General features: G+C 64.5%; 26 protein-coding genes and 1 pseudogene. 23 read left to right on the top strand and 4 right to left on the bottom strand.

The window, feature by feature from the left end; genetic code table 11:
- Positions 1–9: 9 nt before the first annotated feature.
- From O9281_RS05720 to O9281_RS05730, 3 genes are all read right to left on the bottom strand, one after another.
- Positions 10–495, bottom strand: a complete 486-nt coding sequence (locus O9281_RS05720) for a DUF805 domain-containing protein (RefSeq protein ID WP_298183663.1) — start codon at positions 493–495, stop codon at positions 10–12.
- 11 nt (positions 496–506) lie between these two features.
- A complete protein-coding gene (locus tag O9281_RS05725; RefSeq protein WP_298183664.1) occupies positions 507–1,814 on the bottom strand; it encodes an ammonium transporter in 1,308 nt (435 codons plus the stop codon).
- A gap of 116 nt (positions 1,815–1,930) precedes the next feature.
- On the bottom strand, positions 1,931–2,950 hold the full coding sequence (locus tag O9281_RS05730) for a D-glycerate dehydrogenase (RefSeq protein WP_298183665.1): 1,020 nt from the start codon (positions 2,948–2,950) through the stop codon (positions 1,931–1,933).
- Between the two features lie 77 nt (positions 2,951–3,027).
- On the opposite strand from O9281_RS05730, the gene O9281_RS05735 reads away from it, so the two are divergent.
- The gene (locus O9281_RS05735) at positions 3,028–3,498 is read left to right on the top strand and encodes an SH3 domain-containing protein (RefSeq protein WP_298183666.1); all 471 of its coding nucleotides are present in this window, start codon (positions 3,028–3,030) and stop codon (positions 3,496–3,498) included.
- 18 nt (positions 3,499–3,516) lie between these two features.
- Here O9281_RS05735 and O9281_RS05740 read toward each other — a convergent pair whose 3' ends face one another.
- Entirely contained in the window at positions 3,517–4,713 is a 1,197-nt protein-coding gene (locus O9281_RS05740; RefSeq protein ID WP_298183667.1) for an acetyl-CoA C-acyltransferase, read from the bottom strand.
- Between the two features lie 171 nt (positions 4,714–4,884).
- Between O9281_RS05740 and O9281_RS05745 the strand changes: the two genes are divergently transcribed.
- From O9281_RS05745 to O9281_RS05850, 22 genes and pseudogenes are all read left to right on the top strand, one after another.
- Positions 4,885–6,318 carry a coniferyl aldehyde dehydrogenase gene (locus O9281_RS05745; protein WP_298183668.1) on the top strand — a complete coding sequence of 478 codons (1,434 nt, stop codon included), beginning with the start codon at positions 4,885–4,887 and terminating at the stop codon, positions 6,316–6,318.
- A gap of 123 nt (positions 6,319–6,441) precedes the next feature.
- Positions 6,442–6,816 carry an NADH-quinone oxidoreductase subunit A gene (gene ndhC, locus O9281_RS05750; protein WP_298183669.1) on the top strand — a complete coding sequence of 125 codons (375 nt, stop codon included), beginning with the start codon at positions 6,442–6,444 and terminating at the stop codon, positions 6,814–6,816.
- Positions 6,813–7,385, top strand: a complete 573-nt coding sequence (locus tag O9281_RS05755) for an NADH-quinone oxidoreductase subunit B family protein (RefSeq protein WP_298183671.1) — start codon at positions 6,813–6,815, stop codon at positions 7,383–7,385. Before ndhC ends, O9281_RS05755 begins: the two co-directional genes overlap by 4 nt.
- Positions 7,382–7,993: pseudogene (locus O9281_RS05760) on the top strand (NADH-quinone oxidoreductase subunit C); the annotation flags it as partial. The gene O9281_RS05755 and the pseudogene O9281_RS05760, both read left to right, overlap by 4 nt.
- Positions 7,994–8,004: 11 nt before the next feature.
- On the top strand, positions 8,005–9,216 hold the full coding sequence (locus O9281_RS05765; protein WP_298183672.1) for an NADH-quinone oxidoreductase subunit D: 1,212 nt from the start codon (positions 8,005–8,007) through the stop codon (positions 9,214–9,216).
- Positions 9,213–9,398: a hypothetical protein gene (locus tag O9281_RS05770; protein ID WP_298183674.1), complete on the top strand. Its 186-nt coding sequence runs from the start codon at positions 9,213–9,215 to the stop codon at positions 9,396–9,398. Before O9281_RS05765 ends, O9281_RS05770 begins: the two co-directional genes overlap by 4 nt.
- 22 nt (positions 9,399–9,420) lie before the next feature.
- Positions 9,421–9,726, top strand: a complete 306-nt coding sequence (locus O9281_RS05775; protein WP_298183931.1) for a nuclear transport factor 2 family protein — start codon at positions 9,421–9,423, stop codon at positions 9,724–9,726.
- A complete protein-coding gene (gene nuoE / locus O9281_RS05780; RefSeq protein ID WP_298183676.1) occupies positions 9,726–10,394 on the top strand; it encodes an NADH-quinone oxidoreductase subunit NuoE in 669 nt (222 codons plus the stop codon). Before O9281_RS05775 ends, nuoE begins: the two co-directional genes overlap by 1 nt.
- A gap of 3 nt (positions 10,395–10,397) precedes the next feature.
- The gene (nuoF, locus tag O9281_RS05785; RefSeq protein WP_298183678.1) at positions 10,398–11,684 is read left to right on the top strand and encodes an NADH-quinone oxidoreductase subunit NuoF; all 1,287 of its coding nucleotides are present in this window, start codon (positions 10,398–10,400) and stop codon (positions 11,682–11,684) included.
- Positions 11,681–12,406, top strand: coding sequence for a hypothetical protein (locus O9281_RS05790; protein ID WP_298183680.1), 726 nt, complete (start codon positions 11,681–11,683; stop codon positions 12,404–12,406). The genes nuoF and O9281_RS05790 overlap by 4 nt, the downstream gene beginning before the upstream one ends.
- Positions 12,406–14,415 (top strand): NADH-quinone oxidoreductase subunit NuoG, encoded by a 2,010-nt coding sequence (gene nuoG, locus O9281_RS05795; protein WP_298183681.1) that lies wholly within the window; start codon positions 12,406–12,408, stop codon positions 14,413–14,415. The genes O9281_RS05790 and nuoG overlap by 1 nt, the downstream gene beginning before the upstream one ends.
- Entirely contained in the window at positions 14,412–15,455 is a 1,044-nt protein-coding gene (nuoH, locus tag O9281_RS05800) for an NADH-quinone oxidoreductase subunit NuoH (protein ID WP_298183683.1), read from the top strand. The genes nuoG and nuoH overlap by 4 nt, the downstream gene beginning before the upstream one ends.
- Positions 15,452–15,880 carry a hypothetical protein gene (locus O9281_RS05805; RefSeq protein WP_298183684.1) on the top strand — a complete coding sequence of 143 codons (429 nt, stop codon included), beginning with the start codon at positions 15,452–15,454 and terminating at the stop codon, positions 15,878–15,880. Before nuoH ends, O9281_RS05805 begins: the two co-directional genes overlap by 4 nt.
- A complete protein-coding gene (gene nuoI, locus O9281_RS05810) occupies positions 15,877–16,362 on the top strand; it encodes an NADH-quinone oxidoreductase subunit NuoI (protein ID WP_298183685.1) in 486 nt (161 codons plus the stop codon). The genes O9281_RS05805 and nuoI overlap by 4 nt, the downstream gene beginning before the upstream one ends.
- A gap of 12 nt (positions 16,363–16,374) precedes the next feature.
- Positions 16,375–16,992 carry an NADH-quinone oxidoreductase subunit J gene (locus O9281_RS05815; protein ID WP_298183686.1) on the top strand — a complete coding sequence of 206 codons (618 nt, stop codon included), beginning with the start codon at positions 16,375–16,377 and terminating at the stop codon, positions 16,990–16,992.
- Entirely contained in the window at positions 16,989–17,294 is a 306-nt protein-coding gene (nuoK, locus tag O9281_RS05820) for an NADH-quinone oxidoreductase subunit NuoK (RefSeq protein ID WP_298183687.1), read from the top strand. The genes O9281_RS05815 and nuoK overlap by 4 nt, the downstream gene beginning before the upstream one ends.
- A 6-nt stretch (positions 17,295–17,300) precedes the next feature.
- Positions 17,301–19,322, top strand: coding sequence for an NADH-quinone oxidoreductase subunit L (nuoL, locus tag O9281_RS05825; RefSeq protein ID WP_298183688.1), 2,022 nt, complete (start codon positions 17,301–17,303; stop codon positions 19,320–19,322).
- A gap of 1 nt (position 19,323) precedes the next feature.
- Entirely contained in the window at positions 19,324–20,859 is a 1,536-nt protein-coding gene (locus O9281_RS05830; protein WP_298183690.1) for an NADH-quinone oxidoreductase subunit M, read from the top strand.
- Complete coding sequence (gene nuoN, locus O9281_RS05835; protein ID WP_298183691.1) at positions 20,859–22,322, top strand: NADH-quinone oxidoreductase subunit NuoN; 1,464 nt, start codon at positions 20,859–20,861, stop codon at positions 22,320–22,322. The genes O9281_RS05830 and nuoN overlap by 1 nt, the downstream gene beginning before the upstream one ends.
- Before the next feature lies 1 nt (position 22,323).
- On the top strand, positions 22,324–23,049 hold the full coding sequence (locus tag O9281_RS05840; protein ID WP_298183692.1) for a biotin--[acetyl-CoA-carboxylase] ligase: 726 nt from the start codon (positions 22,324–22,326) through the stop codon (positions 23,047–23,049).
- Positions 23,050–23,053: 4 nt separating this feature from the next.
- A complete protein-coding gene (locus O9281_RS05845; protein ID WP_298183694.1) occupies positions 23,054–23,827 on the top strand; it encodes a type III pantothenate kinase in 774 nt (257 codons plus the stop codon).
- Positions 23,824–25,473: an MBL fold metallo-hydrolase gene (locus O9281_RS05850; protein ID WP_298183696.1), complete on the top strand. Its 1,650-nt coding sequence runs from the start codon at positions 23,824–23,826 to the stop codon at positions 25,471–25,473. Before O9281_RS05845 ends, O9281_RS05850 begins: the two co-directional genes overlap by 4 nt.
- Positions 25,474–25,477 lie beyond the last annotated feature (4 nt).

Here is a 25,477-nt window from a genome sequence, read left to right on the forward strand (position 1 = left end):
GCTGAAGAATCAGGCGGCGCTGCGGCGCGGATCGGGGCCGAACCGGTTTGGCCCAGCCGTGCCCGGCAGCGCGAGCAGCAGGACCAGCGCCAGGTTGGCGAGGATCACCACCCAATCGAGGATCCACGTCATCCGGTCGAGCTCGATCTTGGCCTGCATGCCCTGTGACAGCGCGATGCCGGTCCGCACCAGCCAGACAATGAAACCGGGCAAGCCCAGCCAGACCGCCCAGCCATTGCGGCCCTGATCGTGCAGGCGCCGCACCAGCAGCGCCGGGACCGGGATTGCGAGGATCACGGTCAGTCCATTGCTGACCAGCGCGCGAACCGGATAGTCGGCCACCAGCGCAGTCACAAAAGATACCGCCAACATCACGAAGGCAGCGGCGAGAGCGTAACTGACCAGTTCCGAACGGGTCGCCCGGCCAGCCGCAGTGAAAGCCAGCGCGACGGTGCGCCTTACCGGGACAGGTTGCGGAGCCTCGCCAGCGAGCAAAGCGGAGTCTCTCAGTCCAGTTCCCAGGCGCGCTCGCCATGGCTGGTGATGTCCAGCCCTTCGCGCTCGTCATCCTCGCTGATGCGCATCGGGAAGGCGAGGCTGACCAGCACCGCGATGACCGCGCTGGCAATCGCCGACCATAGAGCCACCACCCCGACGCCAACGGCCTGGGCGGCGACCTGGTTGATCATGCCGATGCCCTCGGCATAACCTGATCCGCCAAGGTCCGCCGAAAGGAACACCCCGAGCAGCAAGGATCCGGTGATCCCGCCAACCCCGTGAACGGCGAAGACATCGAGCGAATCGTCGATCTGCAACTTCTGTTTCACCAACTGGATCATAGGGTAGCAGACCAGCGCCGCGAGCGTGCCGAAGATGATCGCCGCGCCGGGCGAGATCAGCCCGGCAGCCGGAGTAACGGTGGCCAGCCCCGCGATCGCGCCGGTTGCGAAGCCGACCGAGGTGGGCTTGCCCACCGAGATCCGCTCGATCAGCAGCCAGACCAGTGCGGCCACGCTGGCGGCCAGGTGGGTGTTGATGATCGCGCTGGCCGCGTCATCGCTGGCGGCGAGGGCGGAGCCACCGTTGAACCCGAACCAGCCGACCCACAGCATGGCGGCCCCGGCCATGGTCAGCGCCGGGCTGTGCGGCAGCATCAGCGTTCTGGGAAAACCCTGGCGCTTGCCGAGCAGCAGCGCGACCACCAGCGCCGAAATGCCGGCCGTGGTGTGAACCACGATCCCGCCCGCGAAATCGAGCGTGCCGATGGTCGTCGCCAGCCAGCCGTTGCCCCAAACCCAGTGCGCCACCGGGGCATAGACGATCAGGCCCCACAGCGCGCAGAACCCCACGACCCAGCCGAACCGGGCGCGATCGACCCAGGCCCCGGCCATCAGCGCGGGCGTGATCGCCGCGAAAGTCAGCTGGAACAGCGCGAAAGTGCGCTCCGAAATCGCCAGTTCGCCGCGCAGCAGGCCCTCTGTGCCGATCAGCATCCAGGCATTGCCGGCGCCAAGCCAGCCACTGGTCACATCGCCAAAGGCCAGGGTGTACCCGGCCACGATCCAGAGGACAGACGCCATCGCCGCGATCGCGCCGACCTGAACCAGAACCGAGAGGAAGTTCCTGGCGCGGACCAGCCCGCCATAGAATAGCGCCAGGCCCGGCATGGTCATGAACAGCACCAGTGCGGCGGAGGTCAGGATCCAGGCCGTATCGCCGGTGTCGAGGGTGCCGGGCACCAGTTCCTGGGCCAGCGCGGGGCTGGCGGCCAGCAAGGCGGTTGCCGTGACGGCCATCCGAGTAACAGTGCCCATTTCCGCTTCTCCCCCTGTTACGGCGCGCGCCTTGCTGGCGCTGTGCGACTCCGTGCCATCACGGGCTTAGAGCAAGTTTCGGGGCCGGGGCAAGCGAGCCTGCTTGGGGACTGGGATCAGGCCCAGCCTTGCAGCACCTGGTCGGGCGGGCGGTGGCCATCGACCCAGAAGCGGATATTGGCGATCACCTTTTCCCCGGCATGGGCGCGGCCCTCGATGGTCGCGCTGCCAAGATGCGGCAGGGTAATCACGTTGGGCAGCGCGATCAGCCGCGGATCGACCGCCGGTTCACGGGCATAGACATCAAGACCTGCACCACCCAGGTGTCCGCTTTGCAGCGCGGCGATCAGCGCTTCCTCGTCGATCAGGTCCCCGCGCGCGGTGTTGATCACGAAGGCTTCGGGCTTGAGCAGGGCCAGGCGCCTTGCGTCGAGCAGGTGGTGCGTTTCCGCGCTGGACGGGCAGTGCAGCGAGATGATGTCGGCATCGGCCAGCAGCCGGTCGAGATCGGCCTCATAGCGCAGGCCCAGCATGGTCTCGATCGATCCGGGCAGGGGGCGGCGGTTGTGATAGACCACCTCCATCCCGAAGGCCCGCGCGCGGTGCGCCACCGCCTGTCCGATCCGGCCCATGCCGACGATCGCTAGGCGCTTGCCGCCGATCGAGCGGCCAAGCATGGCGGTAGGGGCCCAGCCGGTCCAGGCCCCGTCGCGCACCAGTCGGCTGCCTTCGCCAAGGCGGCGCGGCACCGAGAGGATCAGCATCATCGTCAGGTCGGCGGTATCGTCGGTGAAGACGCCCGGGGTATTGGTGACGATGATCTTCTTCGCCCGCGCAGCGGCCAGGTCGATGTGCTCGATCCCGGCGCCGAAGTTCGCGATCAGGCCCAGCCGATCACCCGCTTCCTCGATCATAGCCGCGTCGATCCGGTCGGTTACGGTCGGAACCAGCACATCGGCATCGCGCATCGCCGCGATCAGTCCGTCGCGGCCAAGCGGGGCGTCGGCGGTGTTCGTCACCACGTCGAACAGTTCGGCCATGCGCGCCTCGACCGAGGGGAGCAGGCGGCGAGTGATGTGGACGCGCGGCTTGCCGGAAACACGGCGGGCCAGGGGCGTGTCGGATACGATCGGCATGGTTATCCGCTAGGCCCGGGTGGGGCAGGCGGTCAAGCCGCTTGAACCTGCTGCCGCGCCGCCGCTATCAGCGAATCATGCCGCGTAACCGAATCCTCGCCCTGTCGCTTGCCGTGCTGGCCTGGACCGCGCCGGCCAGCGCGCAGGAAATCGAAGTGCCCTACTGGGCCTCGATCCGGGCGAGCGAAGTCAACATGCGGGTGGGCCCGGCGGAGGATTACCGGATTGCCTGGGTCTATCGCCGCCAGCAACTGCCGCTCAAGGTGCTGCGGGTGAAGGATGGGTGGCGCCTGGTGCAGGATCCCGACGGGGCCAAGGGCTGGATCCTGTCGCGCTTTCTGACGCGCGAGCGCACCGCCTATGTGATCGGCAAGGAACCCGCCGAAATGCGCGCCGCCGCCGATAGCGGGGCCAAGGTCAACTGGCGGCTTTCGCCAGGTATCGTCGGCCTGCTGGGCGATTGCGAGGAAGGCTGGTGCGAATTCACGCTGGGCCAGCGCAAGGGTTTTGTCCGGCAGGACAGGCTGTGGGGGGCAGGGGAGCCCTGAGGCTCCCCCGCAGTTCGATCAGGCGAGTTCGATAGCGACGGCGGTGGCCTCGCCGCCGCCGATGCACAGGCTGGCGACGCCCTTGGTCTTGCCGTGGCGCTTCAGTGCGGCGATCAGCGTGGTGATGATCCGCGCGCCCGAGGCGCCAATCGGGTGACCCAGTGCGGTAGCCCCGCCGTGAACGTTGATCTTCTCGTGCGGGATGCCGAGGTCATGCATGGCGAACATGGCAACGCAGGCGAAGGCCTCGTTCACTTCGAACAGGTCGACATCGTCGAGCTTCCAGCCAGCGCATTCCAGCACCTTGTTGATTGCACCGACTGGCGCGGTGGTGAAATCCTTCGGCTCCTGCGCGTGGGCAGCCACGGCCACCACCTTGGCCACCGGCGTCGCGCCCTTGGCCGCGGCAACGCTGGCGCGGGTCAGCACCAGCGCGGCGGCACCGTCCGAGATCGAGCTTGAGGTTGCGGCGGTGATCGTGCCGTCCTTGGCAAAGGCGGGTTTCAGGTTGGGGATCTTGTCCGGGCGGCCCTTGCCGGGCTGCTCGTCGGTATCGACCACGGTTTCGCCCGAGCGGCTGACCACAGTGACCGGCACCACTTCATCGGCAAAGGCCCCATCGGCAATCGCGGCCTGCGCGCGGCGCAGTGATTCGATCGAATAGGCATCCTGCGCCTCGCGCGTCAGTTGATAGGCATTGGCAGTGTCTTGCGCGAAGGTGCCCATCGCTCGGCCCGGTTCATAGGCATCTTCGAGGCCATCGAGGAACATGTGGTCATAGGCCGTGTCATGGCCGATCCGCGCGCCCGAGCGGTGCTTCTTGAGGATGTAGGGCGCGTTGGTCATCGACTCCATCCCGCCCGCGACGACCAGGTCGATGGTTCCGGCGGCGAGGGCTTCGGCGCCCATGATCAGGGTCTGCATGCCCGAGCCGCAGACCTTGTTGACCGTGGTGGCCTGGACCGACTTGGGCAGGCCGGCCTTGATCGTGGCTTGACGAGCCGGGGCCTGGCCCAGGCCAGCGGGCAGGACGCAACCCATGTAGACTCGCTCGATCTCCTCGCCCTTCACCCCGGCGCGCTCGACCGCGGCCTTGATCGCCGTGGCGCCAAGGTCGGTGGCCGAAACATCGGCCAGCGCACCCTGCATCCCGCCCATCGGGGTGCGGGCATAGGACAGGATGACGATCGGATCGGCGGGAGAGAGCTGCGGCATGATCTGGCCTTTCGCTGAACTGGGAAAGCGGTCTTTCTAATGTTGCACTGCGGCAATAGCAATCGCGCGGCAATTGGCGGCAAACCACGGGGCTTGCCAGCAGCCGATTCTTGCCTGAAAAGCGTGGCAAACAGCAACTGGACGCCAGCGGCGCCAAATTGGAGAGCGATCATGAGCGCAAGCGAAATTGCCCGGATGGATGGTGTCCTCGCCAGGCAGAGGGCGGCCTTCACCGCCGCCCAGCCCGAACCGCTTTCGGTCCGGCGCGACCGGATCGACCGGGCGATTGCCCTGCTGATCGATCACAAGGATGCCTTCGCCAAGGCCGTCTCGGCCGATTTCGGCCACCGCAGCATCGAACAGACGCTGATGACCGACATCATGCCTTCGGTCGGTGCGTTGAAGCATGCCCGCAAGCATTTCGAAGCCTGGTCGCGCAATGAAAAGCGCAAGGCGATGTTCCCGCTCGGCCTGCTGGGGGCCAAGGCCGAAGTGCGCTGGCAGCCGAAGGGCGTGGTTGGCGTGATCGCGCCGTGGAACTTCCCGGTCGGAATGGTGATGGTGCCGATGGCCGGGATCCTGGCCGCCGGGAACCGGGCGATGATCAAGCCCAGCGAGTTTACCGAGCGCGTGTCCGAACTGTTCGCCGAACTGGTCCCGCAGTATTTCGCCGAAGAGGAAATGGCCGTGTTCACCGGCGCGGTCGAGGTTGGCAGCGCCTTTTCCAAGCAGCCCTTCGATCACCTGATCTTCACCGGGGCGACCAGCGTGGGCAAGCACATCATGCGCGCGGCGGCGGAGAACCTGGTACCGGTAACGCTGGAACTGGGCGGCAAGAGCCCCACCTTCATCGGGCGCAGCGCCAACAAGGGCAAGGCCGGCCAGCGCATTGCCATGGGCAAGATGATGAACGCCGGGCAAATCTGCCTCGCCCCGGATTACCTGCTGGTCGCCAAGGAGCAGGAAGAGGAAGTGATCGGCAGCGTCGTCAGTTCGGTCAGCGCTATGTACCCGACCCTGCTGGCCAACGACGATTACACTTCGGTCGTCAACGACCGCAACCGCGAGCGACTGGAAGGCTACCTGGCCGATGCGCGCGAGAAGGGGGCGGAACTGATCGAGGTGAACCCCGGCAACGAGGATTTCAGCGCTTCCAACGGCAACAAGATGCCGCTCACCATCCTGCGCAATGTCACCGATGACATGAAGGTCATGCAGGACGAGATCTTCGGGCCGATCCTGCCGGTGATGACCTATTCCACCATCGACGAGGCGATCGACTATGTGAACGCCCACGATCGCCCGCTGGGCCTCTATTACTTCGGCGAGGACAAGGCCGAGGAGGAAAAGGTGCTGACCCGTACCATTTCCGGCGGGGTCACGGTCAACGACGTATTGTTCCACAATGCCATGGAAGACCTGCCGTTCGGCGGCGTCGGCCCGTCCGGCATGGGCAATTACCATGGGCTGGACGGATTCAAGACCTTCAGCCACCCGCGCGCAGTCTATCGCCAGAGCGGGATGGACGTGGCCAGCCTGTCGGGCTTCAAGCCGCCCTATGGCAAGGCGGCGCACGCCACCCTGGCCCGCGAACTGAAGAAATAGGGCTTTGGCCCCTCCCGGCAGCGGGAGGGGCTTTTTCCGCCAATTACAGCCCAGCGCCCACTTGCGCGGGGCGGCGGGGGGGACTAGGGCGCGGGCATTCGTCCGCAATGCCGAGTCAGAGCCTTGGTCGACCTGTCGCAATATCTGCCGATCCTGATTTTCCTCGGGATAGCGCTGGCCTTGTCCAGCCTGTTTGTGTTCCTGCCGATGGGGGTGGCCCGCCTGACCGGCGCGCATAACCCCAACGCGGAAAAGCTGAGCGAGTACGAATGCGGCTTCCCCGCGTTCGAGGACCCGCGCAGCCAGTTTGACGTGCGCTTCTATCTCGTGGCGATCCTGTTCATCATCTTCGACCTGGAAGCCGCGTTCCTGTTCCCCTGGGCGGTCAGCCTCGATCTGACCGGTTGGCCGGGCTGGATCACGATGATGGTGTTCCTGGGTGAACTGGCGGTGGGCCTCGCCTATGCCTGGAAAATGGGGGCTTTGGATTGGGAATGAGCACTCTGGTGAACGCCCAGGGCCTGCCGCTCGGCACGGCCCAATCAGCCGGTGCGGGCGCGATCACGCCGCCCGACCAGGCTTTCTTCAATGACCTCAACGCCGAGGTGAATGACAAGGGCTTCCTCGTCACCAGCACCGAGGACCTGTTCCAGTGGGCCCGCACCGGCTCGCTGTGGTGGATGACCTTCGGCCTGGCCTGCTGCGCGGTCGAGATGATCCACGTCAACATGCCGCGCTATGACATGGAGCGGTTCGGCGTCGCCCCGCGTGCCTCGCCGCGCCAGTCGGACGTGATGATCGTGGCCGGCACCCTGTGCAACAAGATGGCCCCGGCGCTGCGCAAGGTCTATGACCAGATGTCGGACCCCAAGTACGTCATCTCGATGGGCTCCTGCGCCAATGGCGGCGGCTACTATCACTACAGCTACAGCGTCGTGCGCGGCTGTGACCGGATCGTGCCGGTGGATATCTATATCCCCGGCTGCCCGCCGACTGCCGAAGCCCTGCTCTACGGCGTGATGCAGCTGCAGCGGAAGATCCGCCGCGTCGGGACGATCGAGCGATGAGCGTGGTCCATTCCGCCCCCCGCTTCGCCAGCAACGATGGCGTGATCGAAGCCGTTTCGGCCACGCTGGGCGATCGCCTGGCCGCCGCGCACGAAGCTCATGGCGAAGTGGTGCTGACCGTTCGGCGCGATGCCATTGCCGATGCGCTGCAACTGCTGCGTGACGAGCACGAATACCAGCAGCTGATGGAGATCGCCGGGGTCGATTACCCCAACCGGACCGAACGGTTCGAAGTGGTCTACATGCTGCTCTCGCTGACCCGCAATCACCGCGTGCTGGTGAAGGTCAATGCTGCCGAGAACACCCCGGTGCCGACCGTCACGCACCTCTGGCCGGTGGCTGGCTGGCTCGAGCGCGAAGTCTTCGACCTGTATGGCGTGATCTTCGAAGGCAATGCCGACCTGCGCCGGATCCTGACGGACTATGGCTTTGAAGGCCATCCGTTCCGCAAGGACTTCCCGCTGACCGGCTATGTCGAGCTGCGCTATTCCGAAGAGGACAAGCGCGTGGTCTATGAACCGGTCAAGCTGGCCCAGGACCTGCGCCAGTTCGATTTCCAGAGCCCGTGGGAAGGCGCTGACTATGCGCTGCCCGGCGATGAAAAGGCAGGAGCAGCCCAGTGAGCCTGCAACTTGAACACTCGCCGACCACCGGCGACGATGTCATCACCAATTACACGATCAACTTCGGCCCCCAGCACCCGGCCGCGCACGGCGTGCTGCGCATGGTGCTGGAACTGGACGGCGAAGTGATCGAACGTGTCGATCCGCACGTCGGCCTGCTGCATCGCGGCACCGAAAAGCTGATCGAGCACAAGACCTATCTCCAGGCGCTGCCTTACTTTGACCGGCTCGACTATTGCTCGCCGCTGGGCATGGAGCATTCCTATGTGCTGGCGGTCGAGAAGCTGCTGAACGTCGAGGTGCCGGAGCGCGCGAAGTATCTGCGCGTGCTGTTCGCCGAACTGACCCGCATCTGCAACCACATGCTGAACCTCGGTTCGCACGTGATGGACGTGGGCGCGATGACGCCGAACCTGTGGATGTTCGAAGTGCGCGAGGACTGCCTCAACTTCTTCGAGCGCGCTTCGGGTGCGCGGATGCACTCGGCCTGGTTCCGTCCCGGCGGTGTCCACCAGGACGTGCCGGAAAAGCTGCTGGTCGATATCGGCACCTGGCTCGACACGCGCCTGCCCGAACTGTTCGAAGATGCGATGAGCCTGGTGGTCGACAACCGCATCTTCAAGCAGCGCAATGTCGATATTGCCACGGTCAGCAAGGATGATGCGATCAAGTGGGGCTTCTCCGGCCCGATGATCCGCGGTTCCGGCATTCCATGGGACATCCGCAAGGCCCAGCCTTACGACGTCTACGACCGGATGGAATTCGACGTGCCGGTTGGCACGCGCGGCGATTGCTATGACCGGTTCATGGTTCGCGTCGAGGAAGTGCGCCAGTCGGCCCGGATCATGAAGCAGTGCCTGCGCGATATGCCTTCCGGCCCAATCGCCTCGGATGACCGCAAGGTTTCGCCGCCCAAGCGCGCCGAGATGAAGCAGTCGATGGAAGCGCTGATCCATCACTTCAAGCTTTACACCGAAGGCTTCCACGTGCCGGCCGGTGAGGTCTATGTCGCCACCGAAAGCCCCAAGGGTGAATTCGGTGTCTATCTGGTCAGCGATGGCAGCAACAAGCCCTACCGCTGCAAGATCCGCCCGACCGCCTTCTCGCACCTCCAGGCGATGGACTTCATGTGCAAGGGCCACATGCTGCCGGACGTCACCGCCATCATCGGCGCGATCGACGTGGTGTTCGGGGAGTGTGACCGTTGATCCTTCGCGAGCTGTTCATCGCGGTCCTGGCGTTCTCCGCCTTCGCTTCGGCGGTGGCGGCCTATCTGTTCGTGTTCCACCCGGCTACCGCCACGCTGAAGGAAGTGCTGAGCACGGCCTTTACCGGCATGGTCGGTGTCTTTGTCGGGCGCTGGCTGGAACGGAGGATGGCCCGTGGCTGATCGCCTGACCATCGCTCAGCAGATGATCGCGCATTACAACGCGCAGGATGCCGATGCCTATGTCGCGCTGATGACCGACGATGCCTGCGAAGCGGGCTATCGCGGGGCGGTCCTGCGCGAAGGCAAGGAAGGCGTGCGCGCCGGGCTGAAGGCGATGTTCGCCGAATTCCCCGAGAACCGCGCCGAAATCATCCAGGGCTGGCAGCTGGGCGATACCGCTGTGCTCTATGAAAAGGTCTGGCGTTCGGCTGCGGCCGAACCCTTTGAAGTCATGTCCATTTACTCGTTCGAGGGCGACAAGTGCTCTCGCATGGAGTTTGTCCGCTAATGGCCGACCGGCATCTTGAACCCGATACCCCCGAACTGCGCGCGCGCTGGTCGGGCTTTGCCTGGACCAAGGAAAACGCGGCCAAGGCTGCGGAGTATGTCGCGCGTTACCCTGAAGGGCGCCAGCGCTCGGCGGTGATGCCGCTGCTCGACCTGGCCCAGCGCCAGGTTGGCGCCGAAACCAGCACGCAAGGCTGGCTGCCGCTGCCGGTGATGGAATATGTCGCCAAATACCTCGATATGCCGGTGATCCGCGTGGTCGAGGTGGCGACCTTCTACTTCATGTATAACCTGGTGCCGGTGGGCAAGTTCCACGTCCAGGTCTGCGGCACCACGCCGTGCATGCTGCGCGGCTCGGACGCGATCATGGCTGCCTGCAAGAAGCGCGGCATGGCGAAGGGCCACACCACCGAGGACGGTCTGTGGACCCTGACCGAGGTCGAATGCATGGGCAACTGCGCCTCTGCCCCGATGGTCCAGATCAACGACGACAATTACGAAGACCTGACGCCCGAACGGCTCGACGCGGTGCTTGATGCGCTCGCCGCGGGCAAGGCGCCCAAGACCGGGACGCAGGAACCGGGCCGCCACACCGTTGAGCCCGTTGGCGGGCCGACCACTCTGAAAGAGATGGTCGAGGCCAACCACGATTACCGGAAGGAGTGGTAAGCCATGTCTTTGCAGGACAAGGACCGCATCTTCACCAATCTCTACGGCTATCAGCCGTGGAACCTCGATGCCGCCAAGAAGCGCGGTGACTGGGACAAGACCAGGAAGCTGCTTGAGCTTGGCCCCGACAAGATCATCGAGGAAATCAAGGCTTCAGGCCTGCGCGGGCGCGGGGGAGCGGGCTTCCCGACCGGCCTCAAGTGGTCGTTCATGCCCAAGGAATCGAAGGACGGCCGTCCCAGCTTCCTGGTGATCAACGCCGACGAATCCGAACCCGGTTCGTGCAAGGACCGCGAGATCATCCGTCACGATCCGCACAAGCTGATCGAGGGCGCGCTGGTGGCCGGCTTCGCGATGCGCGCGCGGGCGGCCTATATCTACATCCGCGGCGAATATATCCGCGAGGCCCAGGTGCTCGAGGCGGCGGTCAAGGAAGCCTATGACGCCGGGCTGATCGGCAAGAACGCCTGCAAGAGCGGCTACGATTTCGACGTCTACGTCCATCGCGGCGCCGGCGCCTATATCTGCGGTGAAGAAACCGCGATGATCGAAAGCCTGGAAGGCAAGAAGGGCCAGCCGCGCCTGAAGCCGCCGTTCCCGGCCGGCGCGGGCCTTTATGGCTGCCCGACCACGGTCAACAATGTCGAATCAATCGCGGTTGCCCCCACGATCCTGCGGCGCGGGGCGGGCTGGTTCAGCTCGTTCGGGCGGGACAACAACAAGGGCACCAAGCTGTTCCAGATCAGCGGGCACGTGAACAAGCCCTGCGTGGTCGAGGAAGCGATGAGCATCCCGTTCAGCGAGCTGATCGAGAAGCATTGCGGCGGCATCACCGGGGGCAAGGACAACCTGCTGGCGGTGATCCCGGGCGGCTCCTCGGTGCCGCTGGTTCCAGCCGAACAGATCTGGGACGCGCCTATGGACTTCGACGGTCTGCGCGAAGTCGGTTCGGGCCTTGGCACCGCCGCCGTCATCGTCATGGACAAGTCGACCGACATAGTCCGCGCGATCAGCCGCCTGTCCTACTTCTACAAGCACGAGTCCTGCGGCCAGTGCACCCCTTGCCGCGAAGGCACGGGCTGGATGTGGCGCGTCATGGAACGCCTGCGCACCGGCGATGCCGACGTGGGCGAAATCGACATGCTGTGGGACGTGACCAAGCAGGTCGAAGGCCACACCATCTGCGCACTGGGTGACGCCGCCGCCTGGCCGATCCAGGGCCTGATCCGCCACTTCCGCCCCGAACTGGAGCGCCGCATCGCCGAAAACGTGCGGGAGGCGGCCGAGTGAAAGCCCTGACCCGCCTGGCTCCGCTGGCGGTGCTGGTGGCTGCTCCGGCTGTGGCCGAGGCGCCCAGTCCACAGCAGATCCGCACGTTCCTGGCCGAATATGGCACCTGCATCGCCAAGCGCGAGCCGGAACTGGCCCATCGCGCGGTGCTGGGCGAGGCGAGCTTCCATTACGACAGCCCCGAGGGCAAGCGCCTGCGCCAGCGCGAATGCATGGACGCGGCGCTGCTGCGCAATTCGAGCGATGGCTTTACCGGCCGCCTGCGGATGCGGCTTGACGACGATACCTATCGCGGGGTGATCGCCGAGGCGTTGATCGCCAAGGGCGGCGTTGCCCTCGATCCGGCCAGGCTGCCCGCGATTGCGGCTCTCGATTACAATGAACCGCGCCCGCTGCGCACCACCGACCGGGACGGCAAGCCCATTCCGGAAGACCGGCTTGAGCGGCAGCGTGCTGCCATCGCCCGCCGGACCGAGGCGATTGCGCTCGGCCGTCTGGGTGAATGCACGGTGCGCACGGCCCCGGTCCCGGCCCGCACCGTCCTGGCTACACAGATCGACACCCCGGCCGAACTTCAAGCCTTGAATGCGCTTGGTCAGACCCTCGGCCAGTGCATCAAGGCGGGCGAGACCGTCTCGCTTGACCGGATCAGCGTGCGCGGCGCGCTGGCCACCGCCTATTACCGCCTTTCCCAGGCCAAGCCTTCCGGAGCGATCCAGTAATGCCCAAGGTAACCGTCGACGGCGTGGAACTTGAGGTCCCGGCAGGGGCCACGGTCCTGCAGGCCTGCGAAATGGCCGGCAAGGAAATCCCGCGTTTCTGCTATCATGAGCGCCTGTCCATCGCCGGCAATTGCCGGATGTGCCTGGTCGAGGTGAAGCCCGGGCCGCCCAAGCCGCAGGCTTCGTGCGCGCTGCCTGCCGCCGAGGGCCAGGAAATCCGCACTGACAGCCCGATGGTCAAGAAGGCGCGCGAAGGGGTGATGGAGTTCCTCCTGATCAACCACCCGCTCGATTGCCCGATCTGCGACCAGGGCGGGGAATGCGACCTCCAGGACCAGTCGGTTGCCTATGGCCGCGGCGCCTCGCGCTATGACGAGAACAAGCGCGCCGTCACCGAAAAGTACATGGGTCCGCTGATCAAGACGGTGATGACCCGCTGCATCCACTGCACCCGCTGCGTGCGCTTCTCGGAAGAGATCGCCGGGGTGGACGAAATCGGCGCGCTTTATCGCGGCGAGCAGATGCAGATCACGACCTATCTGGAACAGGCCGCCAAGCACGAGCTTTCGGCCAATGTGATCGACCTTTGCCCGGTCGGCGCGCTCACCTCGCGGCCCTATGCCTTCGAGGCGCGGCCGTGGGAACTGAAGAAGACCCTGTCGATCGACGTGTCGGACGCGGTCGGCTCGAACATCCGGCTCGACAGCCGTGGCCGCGAAGTGCTGCGCATCCTGCCGCGCATCAACGATGACGTGAACGAGGAATGGCTGTCCGACAAGGCGCGCTATCAGGTCGATGGCCTGACCCGCCGCCGCCTCGACCGGCCGTGGATCCGTGGGGCGGATGGCAAGCTTGCCGCCGCCACCTGGGAAGAAGCCTTCGCCGCCGTGGCCAAGGTCAACCCGGGCAAGTCGGTGGCCGTGGTTGCCGGTGACATGGTCGATTGCGAAACCATGTTCGCGGCCAAGGCGCTCGCAGGCGCGCTGGGCAGCAAGCTGCTTGAAGGCCGCCAGACCGGCCTCGACTATGACTGCTCGAACCTCGCGGCGGTGAACTTCAATTCGACCATCGCCGGGATCGAAGAGGCCGATGCCGTGCTGATCGTGGGCAGCCATGTCCGCTGGGAAGCGCCGCTGGTGAACACCCGCATCCGCAAGGCGGTGAAGCGCGGTGCCAAGGTCTTTGTGGTCGGGGCGGAATGGGATGCGACCTATCCGGTCACCAACCTCGGCACTGACCTGGCCGTGCTGGACAAGCTGCCCAAGGACGTTGCCGACGTGCTCAAGAAGGCGGCGCGTCCGGCGCTGATCCTGGGCGGCGCAGGCCTGGGCAAGGGCGCGCTGGGTGCCTGCCTGGCGCTAGCCGATAAGTACAAGCTGGTCCGTGATGGCTGGAACGGCTTCAACGTGCTGCACATGGCGGCGGCGCGGATGGGCGGCTTGATGCTGGGCTATGCCCAGAAGGGCGGCATTGCCGACCTGGTCAAGGCCAAGCCCAAGCTGCTGCTTTCGCTCGGCGCGGACGAAGTGGACTACACCAAGTTTGCTGACAGCATCGTCGTTTACATTGGCCACCATGGCGACAAGGGCGCTCACGCGGCCGACATCATCCTGCCGGCCGCTGCCTTCAGCGAAAAGCCGGGCACTTACGTCAACACCGAAGGCCGGGTGCAGTTTGCCGAAAAGGCTGTCTTCGCGCCGGGTGACGCGCGCGAGGACTGGACGATCCTGCGCGCGCTGGCCGATGCCCTGAGCGTCACTGTCGGCTTCGACAGCTTCGACGAGCTGCGCGCCGCGATGATCAAGGCCGCTCCGGCGCTCGGCAGCGAGGGACTGGCCGATTACGGTGCGCTGCCCAAGGCCGAGAAGGCCAAGGCCAGCGGCACGATCGAGGCTTACCCGATCAAGGACTTCTACCTCACCAACGCGATCGCCCGCGCCAGCGAGACCATGCAGCGCTGCTCGGCCGAACTACTCCACGGTGAGAGCTTCGCGGAGGCCGCGGAATGACCGCTTTCTTCCAATCGCTCGGCATGACCTACGAATGGGCGTGGTTCACCGCGACCATTGCCGGGATCCTGCTGATTGCCCTGCCGCTGATGCTGGCCGTGGCGATGATCATCTATGTCGATCGCAAGGTCTGGGCGGCCATGGCGCTGCGCCGCGGCCCGAACGTGGTCGGCCCCTGGGGCCTGCTCCAGTCCTTTGCGGACGGCCTCAAGGTCTTCTTGCAGGAAACCATCGTGCCTTCGGCGGCCAACAAGGGCCTGTTCCTGATCGCGCCGATCATCACCTTCACCGTCGCGCTGCTGGCCTGGGCGGTGATCCCGTTCAATTCGGGCGCAGTGCTGGCCGATCTCAACGTTGGTCTGCTCTATGTCCTCGCGATCTCCTCGCTGGGGGTCTACGGCGTGGTCATCGCGGGCTGGGCCTCGAACTCGAAGTACCCGTTCTTCTCGGCCATGCGCGCCTCGGCGCAGATGATTTCCTATGAAGTCTCGATCGGCTTCATCCTGATCTGCGTGGTGCTGTGGGCGGGCAGCTTCAACCTTGGCGAGATTGTCGAGGCGCAGAAGTCGCACGTCGGCATCATCAACGGCTTCGTCGCCAACCCGCTGCTATTCCCGATGTGGGTGATGTTCCTGATCTCCGGCATGGCCGAAACCGCCCGCGCGCCGTTCGACCTCACCGAGGCCGAAAGCGAGCTGGTCGCCGGTTATCAGACCGAATATTCGTCGATGAGCTTCGCGCTCTACTGGCTGGGTGAGTACGCCAACGTCCTCTTGATGTGCGCGCTCAATGCCGTGCTGTTCTTCGGCGGTTACCTGCCGCCGCTCGACATTCCGGTGCTCTACCTGGTGCCGGGCTGGATCTGGCTCTTCGCCAAAATCTTCTTCTTCTTCTTCATCTTCTCGTGGGTCAAGGCCACGGTCCCGCGCTATCGCTATGACCAGCTGATGCGTCTGGGATGGAAGGTGTTCCTGCCGGTTTCGCTGGGCTTCGTGGTCCTGGTGAGCGGCTATCTGATGCTGACGAGGTACGGGGTATGATACGTTTACTTACCCTTGCTGCATTCCTCGCCACATCAACAGCCGTTGCTGCCGAGCCAACTAATCGTTGGTGGTCGGGCGGCGGTATGGGCGTGAGCGAGTATGGTTGGTCCGGATCGGATCGAACTACGATCTATATGACTTGCGAAGGTGATGATGAACTGGGGCTTCGGGTTTCAATCCGGGGTGTCGATCCAAAGCCGAAGTCTCAGGTCATTTTCGAAGTAAACGGTCAAAGTATTGTCTTTTTCGTAAAGTCCGATGGCGACATTGAGATGCAAAGCAGAGTTTCGATGAACAATCTCTACTTTCTTTTCGAAGAGCTCCGCAGCGGTCGTCAGGTCACTGTGAATTTTGATGGCCTCTCAAAGACACTTCCACTTACTGGAAGTGCCAAGGGGCTAGGCAAGGGACTTTGTAAATGAGTGTCGCTCAGCTTATCAAGAGCTTCACCCTCTGGGAATTCGTGAAGGCGCACTGGCTTACCCTGAAGTACTTCTTCAGGCCCAAGGCGACCATCAACTATCCCTTCGAGAAGAACCCGCTGAGCCCGCGGTTCCGCGGCGAACATGCGCTGCGCCGCTATCCCAACGGGGAAGAACGCTGCATCGCCTGCAAGCTGTGCGAAGCGGTCTGCCCGGCGCAGGCGATCACGATCGAGGCCGAGCCGCGTGACGATGGGAGCCGCCGCACCACGCGCTACGACATCGACATGACCAAGTGCATCTACTGCGGCTTCTGTCAGGAAGCCTGCCCGGTCGATGCGATCGTCGAAGGGCCGAACTTCGAATACGCGACCGAAACGCGCGAGGAACTGCTTTACGACAAGGCAAAGCTGCTGGCCAACGGGGACAAGTGGGAGCGGGCGATTGCCGCGAACCTTGAAGCCGATGCGCCGTATCGGTAGGGGCCCGCCGCAATGATCCAGGTGCTAACCTTCTACCTGTTCGCAGGTATCATGATCGCGGCGGGGGCCTTCACGATCCTCGCCCGCAACCCCGTGCATTCGGTGCTGTGGCTGATCGTCGCCTTCTTCAACGCGGCGGGCCTGATGGTCCTCGCCGGGGCCGAATTCATCGCCATGTTGCTGGTGATCGTTTACGTCGGCGCAGTCGCGGTGCTGTTCCTGTTCGTCGTGATGATGCTCGACATCGATTTTGCCGAACTGCGCGCCGGTTTCATCAAGAACTTCCCGCTGGGCCTGGCGGTTGCCATCGTCCTGCTGGCCGAGATCGTTCTCGGCATGGGGGCCTACCAGGCCGGCGCGCTGCAACTCGGTACACCCGATGGTTCGGGCGCGACACCGGCTGGCGCATCGAACATCGAGGCGATCGGCGCCCTGCTCTACAGCAAGTACCTGTTCCTGTTCGAAGCGGCCGGGATCATCCTGCTGGTCGCCATGGTCGGCGCGATCGTCCTGACTCACCGCCAGCGCGGCGGCGTGCGCGGCCAGAACATCGCACAGCAGATTGCCCGCCGCCCTGAAGAGGCCGTGGTCAATGCGCAGCCGGAAGTGGGCAAGGGGGTTTCGCTGTGATCGGCGTTGAACACTATGTAGTCGTCAGCTCGATCCTGTTCGTGCTGGGCGTGCTGGGGATCTTCCTCAACCGCAAGAACGTGATCGTGATCCTGATGGCGATCGAACTGATCCTGCTGTCGGTGAACCTCAACCTGGTGGCCTTCAGCAGCTTTCTTGGCGATCTGACCGGCCAGGTCTTTGCCATGTTCGTCCTGACTGTGGCCGCCGGTGAAGCGGCGATCGGCCTCGCGATCCTGGTGATCTACTTCCGCCGTCGCGGCACCATTGCCGTCGACGATGTCAACCGGATGAAGGGGTAAGCGTCCGTGGATCCGATCCTCTTCATCGTCTTCCTGCCCTTGCTGGCCGCGATCGTCGCGGGCCTCGGCAACCGGATGCTGGGCAATTTCGCCGCCAAGCTGGTGACGACGGGCGCGCTGTTCGCCTCGTGCCTGCTGTCCTGGCCGATCTTCCTGGCCTTCATGGACGGCACGGCCGAAGCGCATGTCGTGCCGGTGCTGCAGTGGGTCCAGTCGGGCTCGCTGACCTTCGACTGGGCGCTGCGGGTCGATACCCTGACCGCGGTCATGCTGGTGGTGATCACCACCGTCTCGGCGCTCGTGCACCTCTATTCCTGGGGCTATATGGACGAGGACCCGGATCAGCCGCGGTTCTTCGCCTATCTCAGCCTCTTCACCTTCGCCATGCTGATGCTGGTGACGGCCGATAACCTGGTCCAGATGTTCTTTGGTTGGGAAGGGGTGGGTCTCGCCTCGTACCTGCTGATCGGCTTCTGGTTCAAGAAGCCCTCGGCCAGCGCCGCCGCGATCAAGGCCTTCGTGGTCAACCGCGTGGGCGACCTTGGTTTCATGCTGGGGATCTTCGGCACCTTCCTGGTGTTCAACACGGTCTCTATCCCCGAAATCCTCGCCGCCGCACCCGGCATGGAAGGTTCGACCATCGGCTTCCTCGGCTATCGCTGGGATACGATGACGATCCTGTGCATCCTGCTGTTCATCGGCGCGATGGGCAAGTCGGCCCAGCTGGGCCTGCACACCTGGCTGCCTGACGCGATGGAAGGCCCGACCCCGGTTTCGGCGCTGATCCACGCGGCGACCATGGTCACCGCCGGCGTCTTCATGGTCTGCCGCCTTTCGCCGATGTTCGAAGCCAGCCCGATCGCGCTCGACATCGTCACCTATGTCGGTGCCGCCACCTGCTTCTTCGCCGCCACGGTCGGCCTGACGCAGTGGGACATCAAGCGGGTGATCGCCTATTCGACCTGCTCGCAGCTGGGCTACATGTTCTTCGCCGCCGGCGTCGGGGCCTATGGCGCGGCGATGTTCCACCTGTTCACTCACGCCTTCTTCAAGGCCCTGCTGTTCCTGGGCGCGGGCTCGGTGATCCACGCGATGCACCACGAGCAGGACATGCGCTATTACGGCGGCCTGCGTAAGCACATCCCGCTGACCTTCTGGGCGATGATGGCCGGAACCCTGGCGATCACCGGGGTGGGGTTCTACTGGCTCCACGCCGGGTTCGCGGGCTTCCATTCGAAGGACGCAATCCTCGAAGTGGCCTTCGCCAGCGGCAAGGAATCCGGCATGTTCGCCTTCTGGGTGGGCGTGACCGCCGCGCTGATGACCAGCTTCTATTCGTGGCGCCTGATCTTCCTGACCTTCTTCGGCAAGGCCCGCTGGGCCGGGTCCGAGCACATCCAGCACGCCGTGCACGATGACCATCACGGGCATGACGACCATGGTCACGGCCATGCGCATGGCGATGATGGCACCGCCGGCTACCATCCGCACGAAAGTCCGCTGGCGATGCTGGTGCCGCTTGGCGTGCTGACCCTTGGGGCGGTCTTCGCCGGATGGGTCTTCACCGGCTCGTTCCTGTCCAGCGCCGATTTCTGGGGCGGCTCGATCTTCTACAACGAGCACCTGATGCATGCGATGCACGAAGTGCCGCTGTGGGTGAAGCTGAGTGCCACTGCAGTGATGCTGGTCGGCCTGTTTGGTGCCTGGTATGCATACATTCGCAACCCAGGCTTCCCGGCCAAGGTCGTCGCGCAGATCGATGTCCTCTACCGCTTCGTCTACAACAAGTGGTACTTCGACGAGCTCTACAACTTCCTGTTCGTCCGCCCGGCCTTCTGGATCGGCGACAAGTTCTGGAAGCTCGGCGATATCGGGATCATCGACCGCTTCGGCCCGAACGGTGCCGCCTGGACCGTGCTTCAGGGCACCCGCCTCGCGCAGAAGGTGCAGTCGGGTTACCTCTATTCCTATGCTCTCGTGATGCTGCTGGGCCTGACCGCGGCGATCACCTGGATGATGGTGCGCTAAGATGGCCGATTTCCCCATTCTCTCGGTCATGATGCTGGTGCCGCTGCTGGCAGCGGTGGCCTGTCTGCTGGTCGAGGCCAAGGCCGCGCGGCAGATCGCCTTGGTGGCAACGCTGATCGATCTCGCGCTGGGCGTGCTGCTCTGGGTGAACTACGACATCGGCGGGGCGCAGTGGCAGTTCCATGAGAACGTGCCGCTGTTCGCCGGGTTCTCGTGGGCGCTGGGCATCGATGGCATCGCCCTGATGCTGATCATGCTGTCGGTGTTCCTGATGCCGATCTGCATCCTAGCCAGCGCGTCGATCGAAAAGCGCGTGGGCGAGTACATGGCGGCCTTCCTGTTGATGGAAACGCTGATGATCGGCGTGTTTGCGGCGCAGGACATCTTCCTGTTCTACATCATGTTCGAGGCCGGCCTGATCCCGATGTACCTGATCATCGGGATCTGGGGCGGGGCTGACCGGATCTACGCCAGCTACAAGTTCTTCCTCTACACGCTGATCGGCTCGGTGCTGATGCTGATCGCCATGCTTTGGATGGTGAACGAGGCCGGGACGACCGACATCCCGACGCTGATGGAGTACAACTTCGCGCCGGAAGTGCAGACCTGGCTGTGGCTGGCCTTCTTCGCGAGCTTTGCCGTGAAGATGCCGATGTGGCCGGTTCACACCTGGCTGCCAGATGCCCACGTGCAGGCGCCCACCGCCGGGTCGGTGATCCTGGCGGGCGTCCTGCTGAAGATGGGCGGCTATGGCTTCATCCGCTTCTCGCTGCCGATGTTCCCGGAAGCTTCGGCCCAGTTCGCCTGGCTGGTCTTTGCCCTGTCGATGGTCGCGGTGATCTACACCTCGCTGGTCGCGCTGGTGCAGAACGACATGAAGAAGCTGATCGCCTATTCCTCGGTCGCGCACATGGCGATCGTCACGATCGGCCTGTTCGCCTTCAACCCGCAGGGTCTCGAAGGCGCGATGGTAGTGATGCTCAGCCACGGCCTGGTTTCGGGCGCGCTGTTCCTGTGCGTGGGTGTGATTTACGACCGGCTCCACACCCGTGAGATCGACCGGTACGGCGGCCTGTCGATCAACATGCCTTATTATGCGCTGTTCTTCATGCTCTTCACCATGGCCTCCATTGGCCTGCCGGGGACCAGCGGCTTCGTGGGTGAATTCCTGAGCCTTGCCGGTATCTATCAGGTATCGAGCTGGGTGGCGCTGGTCTGCACGACCGGTATCATCCTGGGTGCAGCCTACATGCTCTATCTCTATCGCCGCGTCTGCTTCGGCGAGCAGAAGAATGCCGATGCCGCCGCCATGCCCGATCTCAACCGCCGTGAGTGGTGGCTGATGGCGCCAATCGCCGCGGTCGTGCTGTGGATGGGGGTCTATCCGGAAAGCTTCCTGGCGCCGATGCGCGCCGATATCGCGGTACTCGATGCCCGGATCGCGCGGGCCAAGCCCGAAAGCGATGCCCAGCTGACTGCCGGCAAGCCCAAGCCCGCCAACGCCACCGAACATACCGCGCACGGGGAGGCGCACTGATGGATTTCGTCCAGTCTTTCCGCCTCGCCGCTCCCGAGATCCTGTTCAGCCTTTCCGGGCTGATCCTGCTCCTGGCTTCGGCCTGGACCCGCTCCGATCGTGGGGCTCGTGTCATCACCTGGCTGACCGTTGTCGTGCTGGTCATCGGCGGCGCAATGATCGCACCCGCTCTGGCCAACGGCGCTTCGGGCCCCGATACGCTGGCCTTTTCGGCGCTGTTCACCGCCTCGGCCTTCGCGGCCTTTGCCAAACTGCTGATCATCGCTGCGGCAGCGGCTTCGCTGGTGGTCGCGCCCGCATACTTCCAGCGGCTTGGGGCCTATCGCAACGAGTATGCCGTGCTGGTGTTGTTCGCGGTGCTGGGCATGTGCCTGATGGTCTCGTCGACCAACCTACTGACGCTCTACATCGGGCTCGAACTCAATTCGCTCGCAGCCTATGTGCTCGCCGCGTTCCTGCGCAATGATGACCGTTCGGCGGAAGCCGGGCTCAAGTACTTCGTGCTGGGCTCGCTGGCCTCGGGCATCCTGCTGTTCGGGATCAGCCTGACTTACGGCTTCGCCGGAACGATCGGTTACGACGGGATCGCTGCTGCGCTCACTGGCAAGATCTCGACCGGGGCGGTGTTCGGGCTGGTCTTCGTCTTTGCCGGTCTGGCCTTTAAGATCAGCGCCGTGCCGTTCCACATGTGGACGCCCGACGTTTACGAAGGTTCGCCCACGCCGGTCACCACCTTCTTTGCCTCGGCACCAAAGGTGGCGGCCCTCGCGCTGACGGTGATCGTCGCGATCGAGGCCTTCGGCAACCAGATTGCCGCCTGGCAGCCGATCGTGATCTTCGCCGCGCTCGCGTCGATCGTGATCGGTGCCCTGGGTGCCATCGGGCAGACCAATCTCAAGCGCCTGCTGGCCTATTCGTCGATCAACAACGTCGGCTTCCTGCTGATCGGTCTGGCCGCCGCCACGCCCCAGGGCGTTGCCGGGATGCTGGTATACCTCGCGATCTATACCGCGATGACCATTGGCGGCTTTGTGGCCGTGCTCATGCTCAAGGATGCCGATGGCAATCCGGTTGAGAGCCTGGCCGACATCGCCGGCCTCTCGCGCCACCGCAAGGTGCTGGCCGCATGCCTCGCCATGATCATGTTCAGCCTGGCCGGCATCCCGCCGCTGTTCGGGTTCTGGGGCAAGTTCGTGGTGTTCCAGGCTGCGGTGGAAGCCGGGAATATCTGGCTGGCCGCCATCGGGATCGCCGCCAGCGTGATCGGGGCCTTCTATTACCTCAAGGTCGTCAAGGTGATGTACTTCGACGAACCGGCGATGAAGGCGGTGGGGCAGAGCGACTGGATGCACCAGGCCCTGCTCGGGCTGTGCGCAGTGGCGATCTCGCCGCTTGGCTACTTGCTGACCAAGCCCCTTGGCGAAATGGCGGCAACGGCGGCGGGCGTGCTGTTCATCCCCTGAAATGCCCCAGATCGACGTTTTCGAGGAACTCGCTTCGACGAGCACCAAGCTGTTGCGTCGCCTTGCCAGGGGTGAGGCAGTGCAGGAGGGATACTGGATCGTTGCCGACCGCCAGACTGCGGGGCGCGGTCGCCACGGCCGTTCGTGGTTCGATGGCGCCGGCAACTTCATGGGTTCGACCTTTGTTGGCCAGCGCGCCGGCGATCCGCCGCTCAGCACGCTGGCTCTGGTCGCCGGGCTGGCCGTGCAGTCGACGATTGACGAGCAGCTCGGTGTTGGTCGGCACGCCCTGTTGAAGTGGCCGAACGACGTGCTGGTGGATGGCGCCAAGATTGCGGGAATCCTGCTTGAAGGTGCGCCGGGCGGCGTGGTCGTGGGCATCGGCGTGAACCTGGAAGTGGCGCCCAAGGTGCTCGGCCGGGCGACCACCGCGCTCCGCAAGCTGGGCAGCACGATCAGCCGCAACCGCTTCGCCCAGCTGCTGGCCGATACCTTTGACCGCGAGGTCGAGCGCTGGCGGACCTATGGTCTTGAACCGATCCTGGGCCGCTGGCAGGCCGCCGCCCATCCGGTCGGCACGCCGTTGCTGGTGGGTGAGCCGGGTGAGGCGCAGCTGGAAGGCACCTTTGCCGGTCTGAACCCGGATGGGTCGTTGCAACTGCGCTTGGCGGATGGTGCTTTGCGTGCCATCCACGCGGGCGAGGTCAATCTCGTTGAGAGGAACTAGGGCAATGCTACTCGCGATCGATGTCGGTAACACCAACGTGGTCTTTGCCCTGTTCGAAGGTCGGGCGATCCGGCACCGCTGGCGCATCGCCACCGATCCGCGCCGCACCGGCGACGAATATGCCGTCTGGCTGATGCAGCTGCTGCACATCGAGGGGATTGAGCGCACCGCGATCAAGCGGATCATCATCTCCACCGTTGTCCCGCGCGCGCTCCACAACCTGGAAGTGCTGGCCGACAAGTATTTCGGGGTGAAGGCGCTGGTCGCCGGCATCGCGCCGGTCGATTATGGCATGGAAATCGATGTCGACGAGCCGCGCTCGCTTGGCGCAGATCGCGCGGTCAACGCAATCGGCGCCCACGCCAAGTACCCTGGCGACCTGATCGTCGTCGATTTCGGCACGGCCACCACTTTCGATGCGATCGATTTCAACGGGGCCTACAAGGGCGGGATCATTGCGCCCGGGATCAACCTTTCGCTGGATGCCCTGGTCGGCAACACGGCCAAGCTGCCGCGCATCGCGATCCGCAGCCCGGACAGCACCAGCGTGATCGGCCGCAATACCGAGGACCAGATGCTGATCGGCGTGTTCTGGGGGTATGTCGCGATGATGGAAGGACTGATCGCCCGGATGCGCGCCCAGATCGGCCGCCCGGCCAAGGTGATTGCCACCGGGGGGCTTGCCATCCTGTTTGACCAGCACACCGAGATCTTCGACGCAGTCGATCCTGACCTCACGCTTGAGGGCATGGCGATCCTGGCCGAGAAGGCAGGATGACCGCCGCATCAGGCAAGTCTGCAGACGAACTGCTGTTCTGCGCGCTCGGTGGGTCCGGCGAGATCGGCATGAACGTCAACCTCTATGGGTATGGCGGCAAGTGGCTGATGGTCGATCTGGGGATGACCTTCGGCGCCAATGAGTATCCCGGCACCGAGCTGGTCTTTGCCGATCTCGAATTCATCGAGGAGCGCCGCAAGGATCTGGTCGGGGTGGTGCTGACCCACGCCCATGAGGACCATATCGGCGCGGTCCCCTACTTCGCCGAAGACCTCGGCGTGCCGCTCTATGCCACGCCGTTTACCGCGCGCCTGGTGGCGGAAAAGCTGGCCGAGGCGGGGCTGACCAGTTCGGTCGAACTGAAGGTCATCGACCATCTCGAACCCTTCCAGCTGGGACCGTTCGGGATCCGTTACGTGCCGCTGGCCCACTCGATCGCCGAAGGCAATGCGCTGGTGATCGAAACGGGGCACGGGCGGATCTTCCACACCGGTGACTGGAAGCTGGATGATGAGCCGCTGGTCGGGACCCCTGCCACGGCGGAAGAACTGACCGCACTGGGCGATACCGGCGTGCTGGCTCTGGTCTGCGATTCCACCAATGTGTTCAATCCCAACCCATCCGGCTCGGAAGGGGCCGTGCGCCGAGCGCTGCTCGATGAAGTGGCACGGCACCACGGCAAGCGCGTGCTCGTCACCACCTTTGCCTCGAACGTGGCCCGCTTGCAGACGCTGGGCGAAGTAGCGCAGGCCACCAACCGGCGGCTGTGTGTGGCCGGGCGCTCACTGGAACGCATCATCCGCACCGCCCAGGCCAGCGGCTATCTCAAGCAGCTACCCGATCTGGTCGATTTCGACACGGCGATGAACCTGCCGCGCGGTGAGGTGCTGATCCTTGCCACCGGCGGGCAGGGCGAGCCGCGCGCGGCGCTGTCGCGCATTGCCGAGGATAGCCATCCGATCGCGCTGGAGGCTGGCGATGTCGTGCTGTTCTCCAGCCGGCAGATCCCGGGCAACGAGATCGCTATCGGGCGGATCCAGAACCGTCTTGCCGCCCGGGACATCACAATCGTCACGGACCGCCAGGCTGACATTCACGTTTCCGGGCATCCGGGCCGGCCTGAGCTGGAAGCGCTCTATGGCTGGTTGCGGCCCGAAATCCTTGTGCCTGTGCATGGCGAACTGCGCCACATGCGCGAGCAGGCGCGGCTTGGCCGCAGCTGCGGGATCGCCCAGGCCGTGGTTCAGCAGAATGGCGATCTTGTCCGGCTGGCGCCAGGCAAGCCCGGCAAGGTCGGCGAGGTGCGCGCGGGCCGACTGGTGCTGGATGGCGATATCCTGATCCCAGCCGATGGCGAGGCGATCGTCATGCGCCGCCGCCTCGCGGCCAATGGCCTGCTGATCGTGGTGCTGGATGGCAAGGGCCGGGTTCATGTCGAAGGCGTCGGCCTGCCGCTGGAAGAGGATTACGATGATTTCACGGCCGAGGCGCGCGAGGATGTCGCCGCCGCCCTGGCCAAGTTAAAGGGTGGGGCGCGGCATGACCGCGAAGCGATATCGGAAGCAGCGCGCCTGGCTGCGCGGCGAGCGGCTAGCCGCTGGTCGGGCAAGAAGCCCCAGGTGCGCGTAATTCTACCGGAGCCCTGAGACC

Origin of the sequence: Novosphingobium sp. (genome assembly GCF_027531025.1) — a bacterium.
GTDB lineage: Bacteria > Pseudomonadota > Alphaproteobacteria > Sphingomonadales > Sphingomonadaceae > Novosphingobium.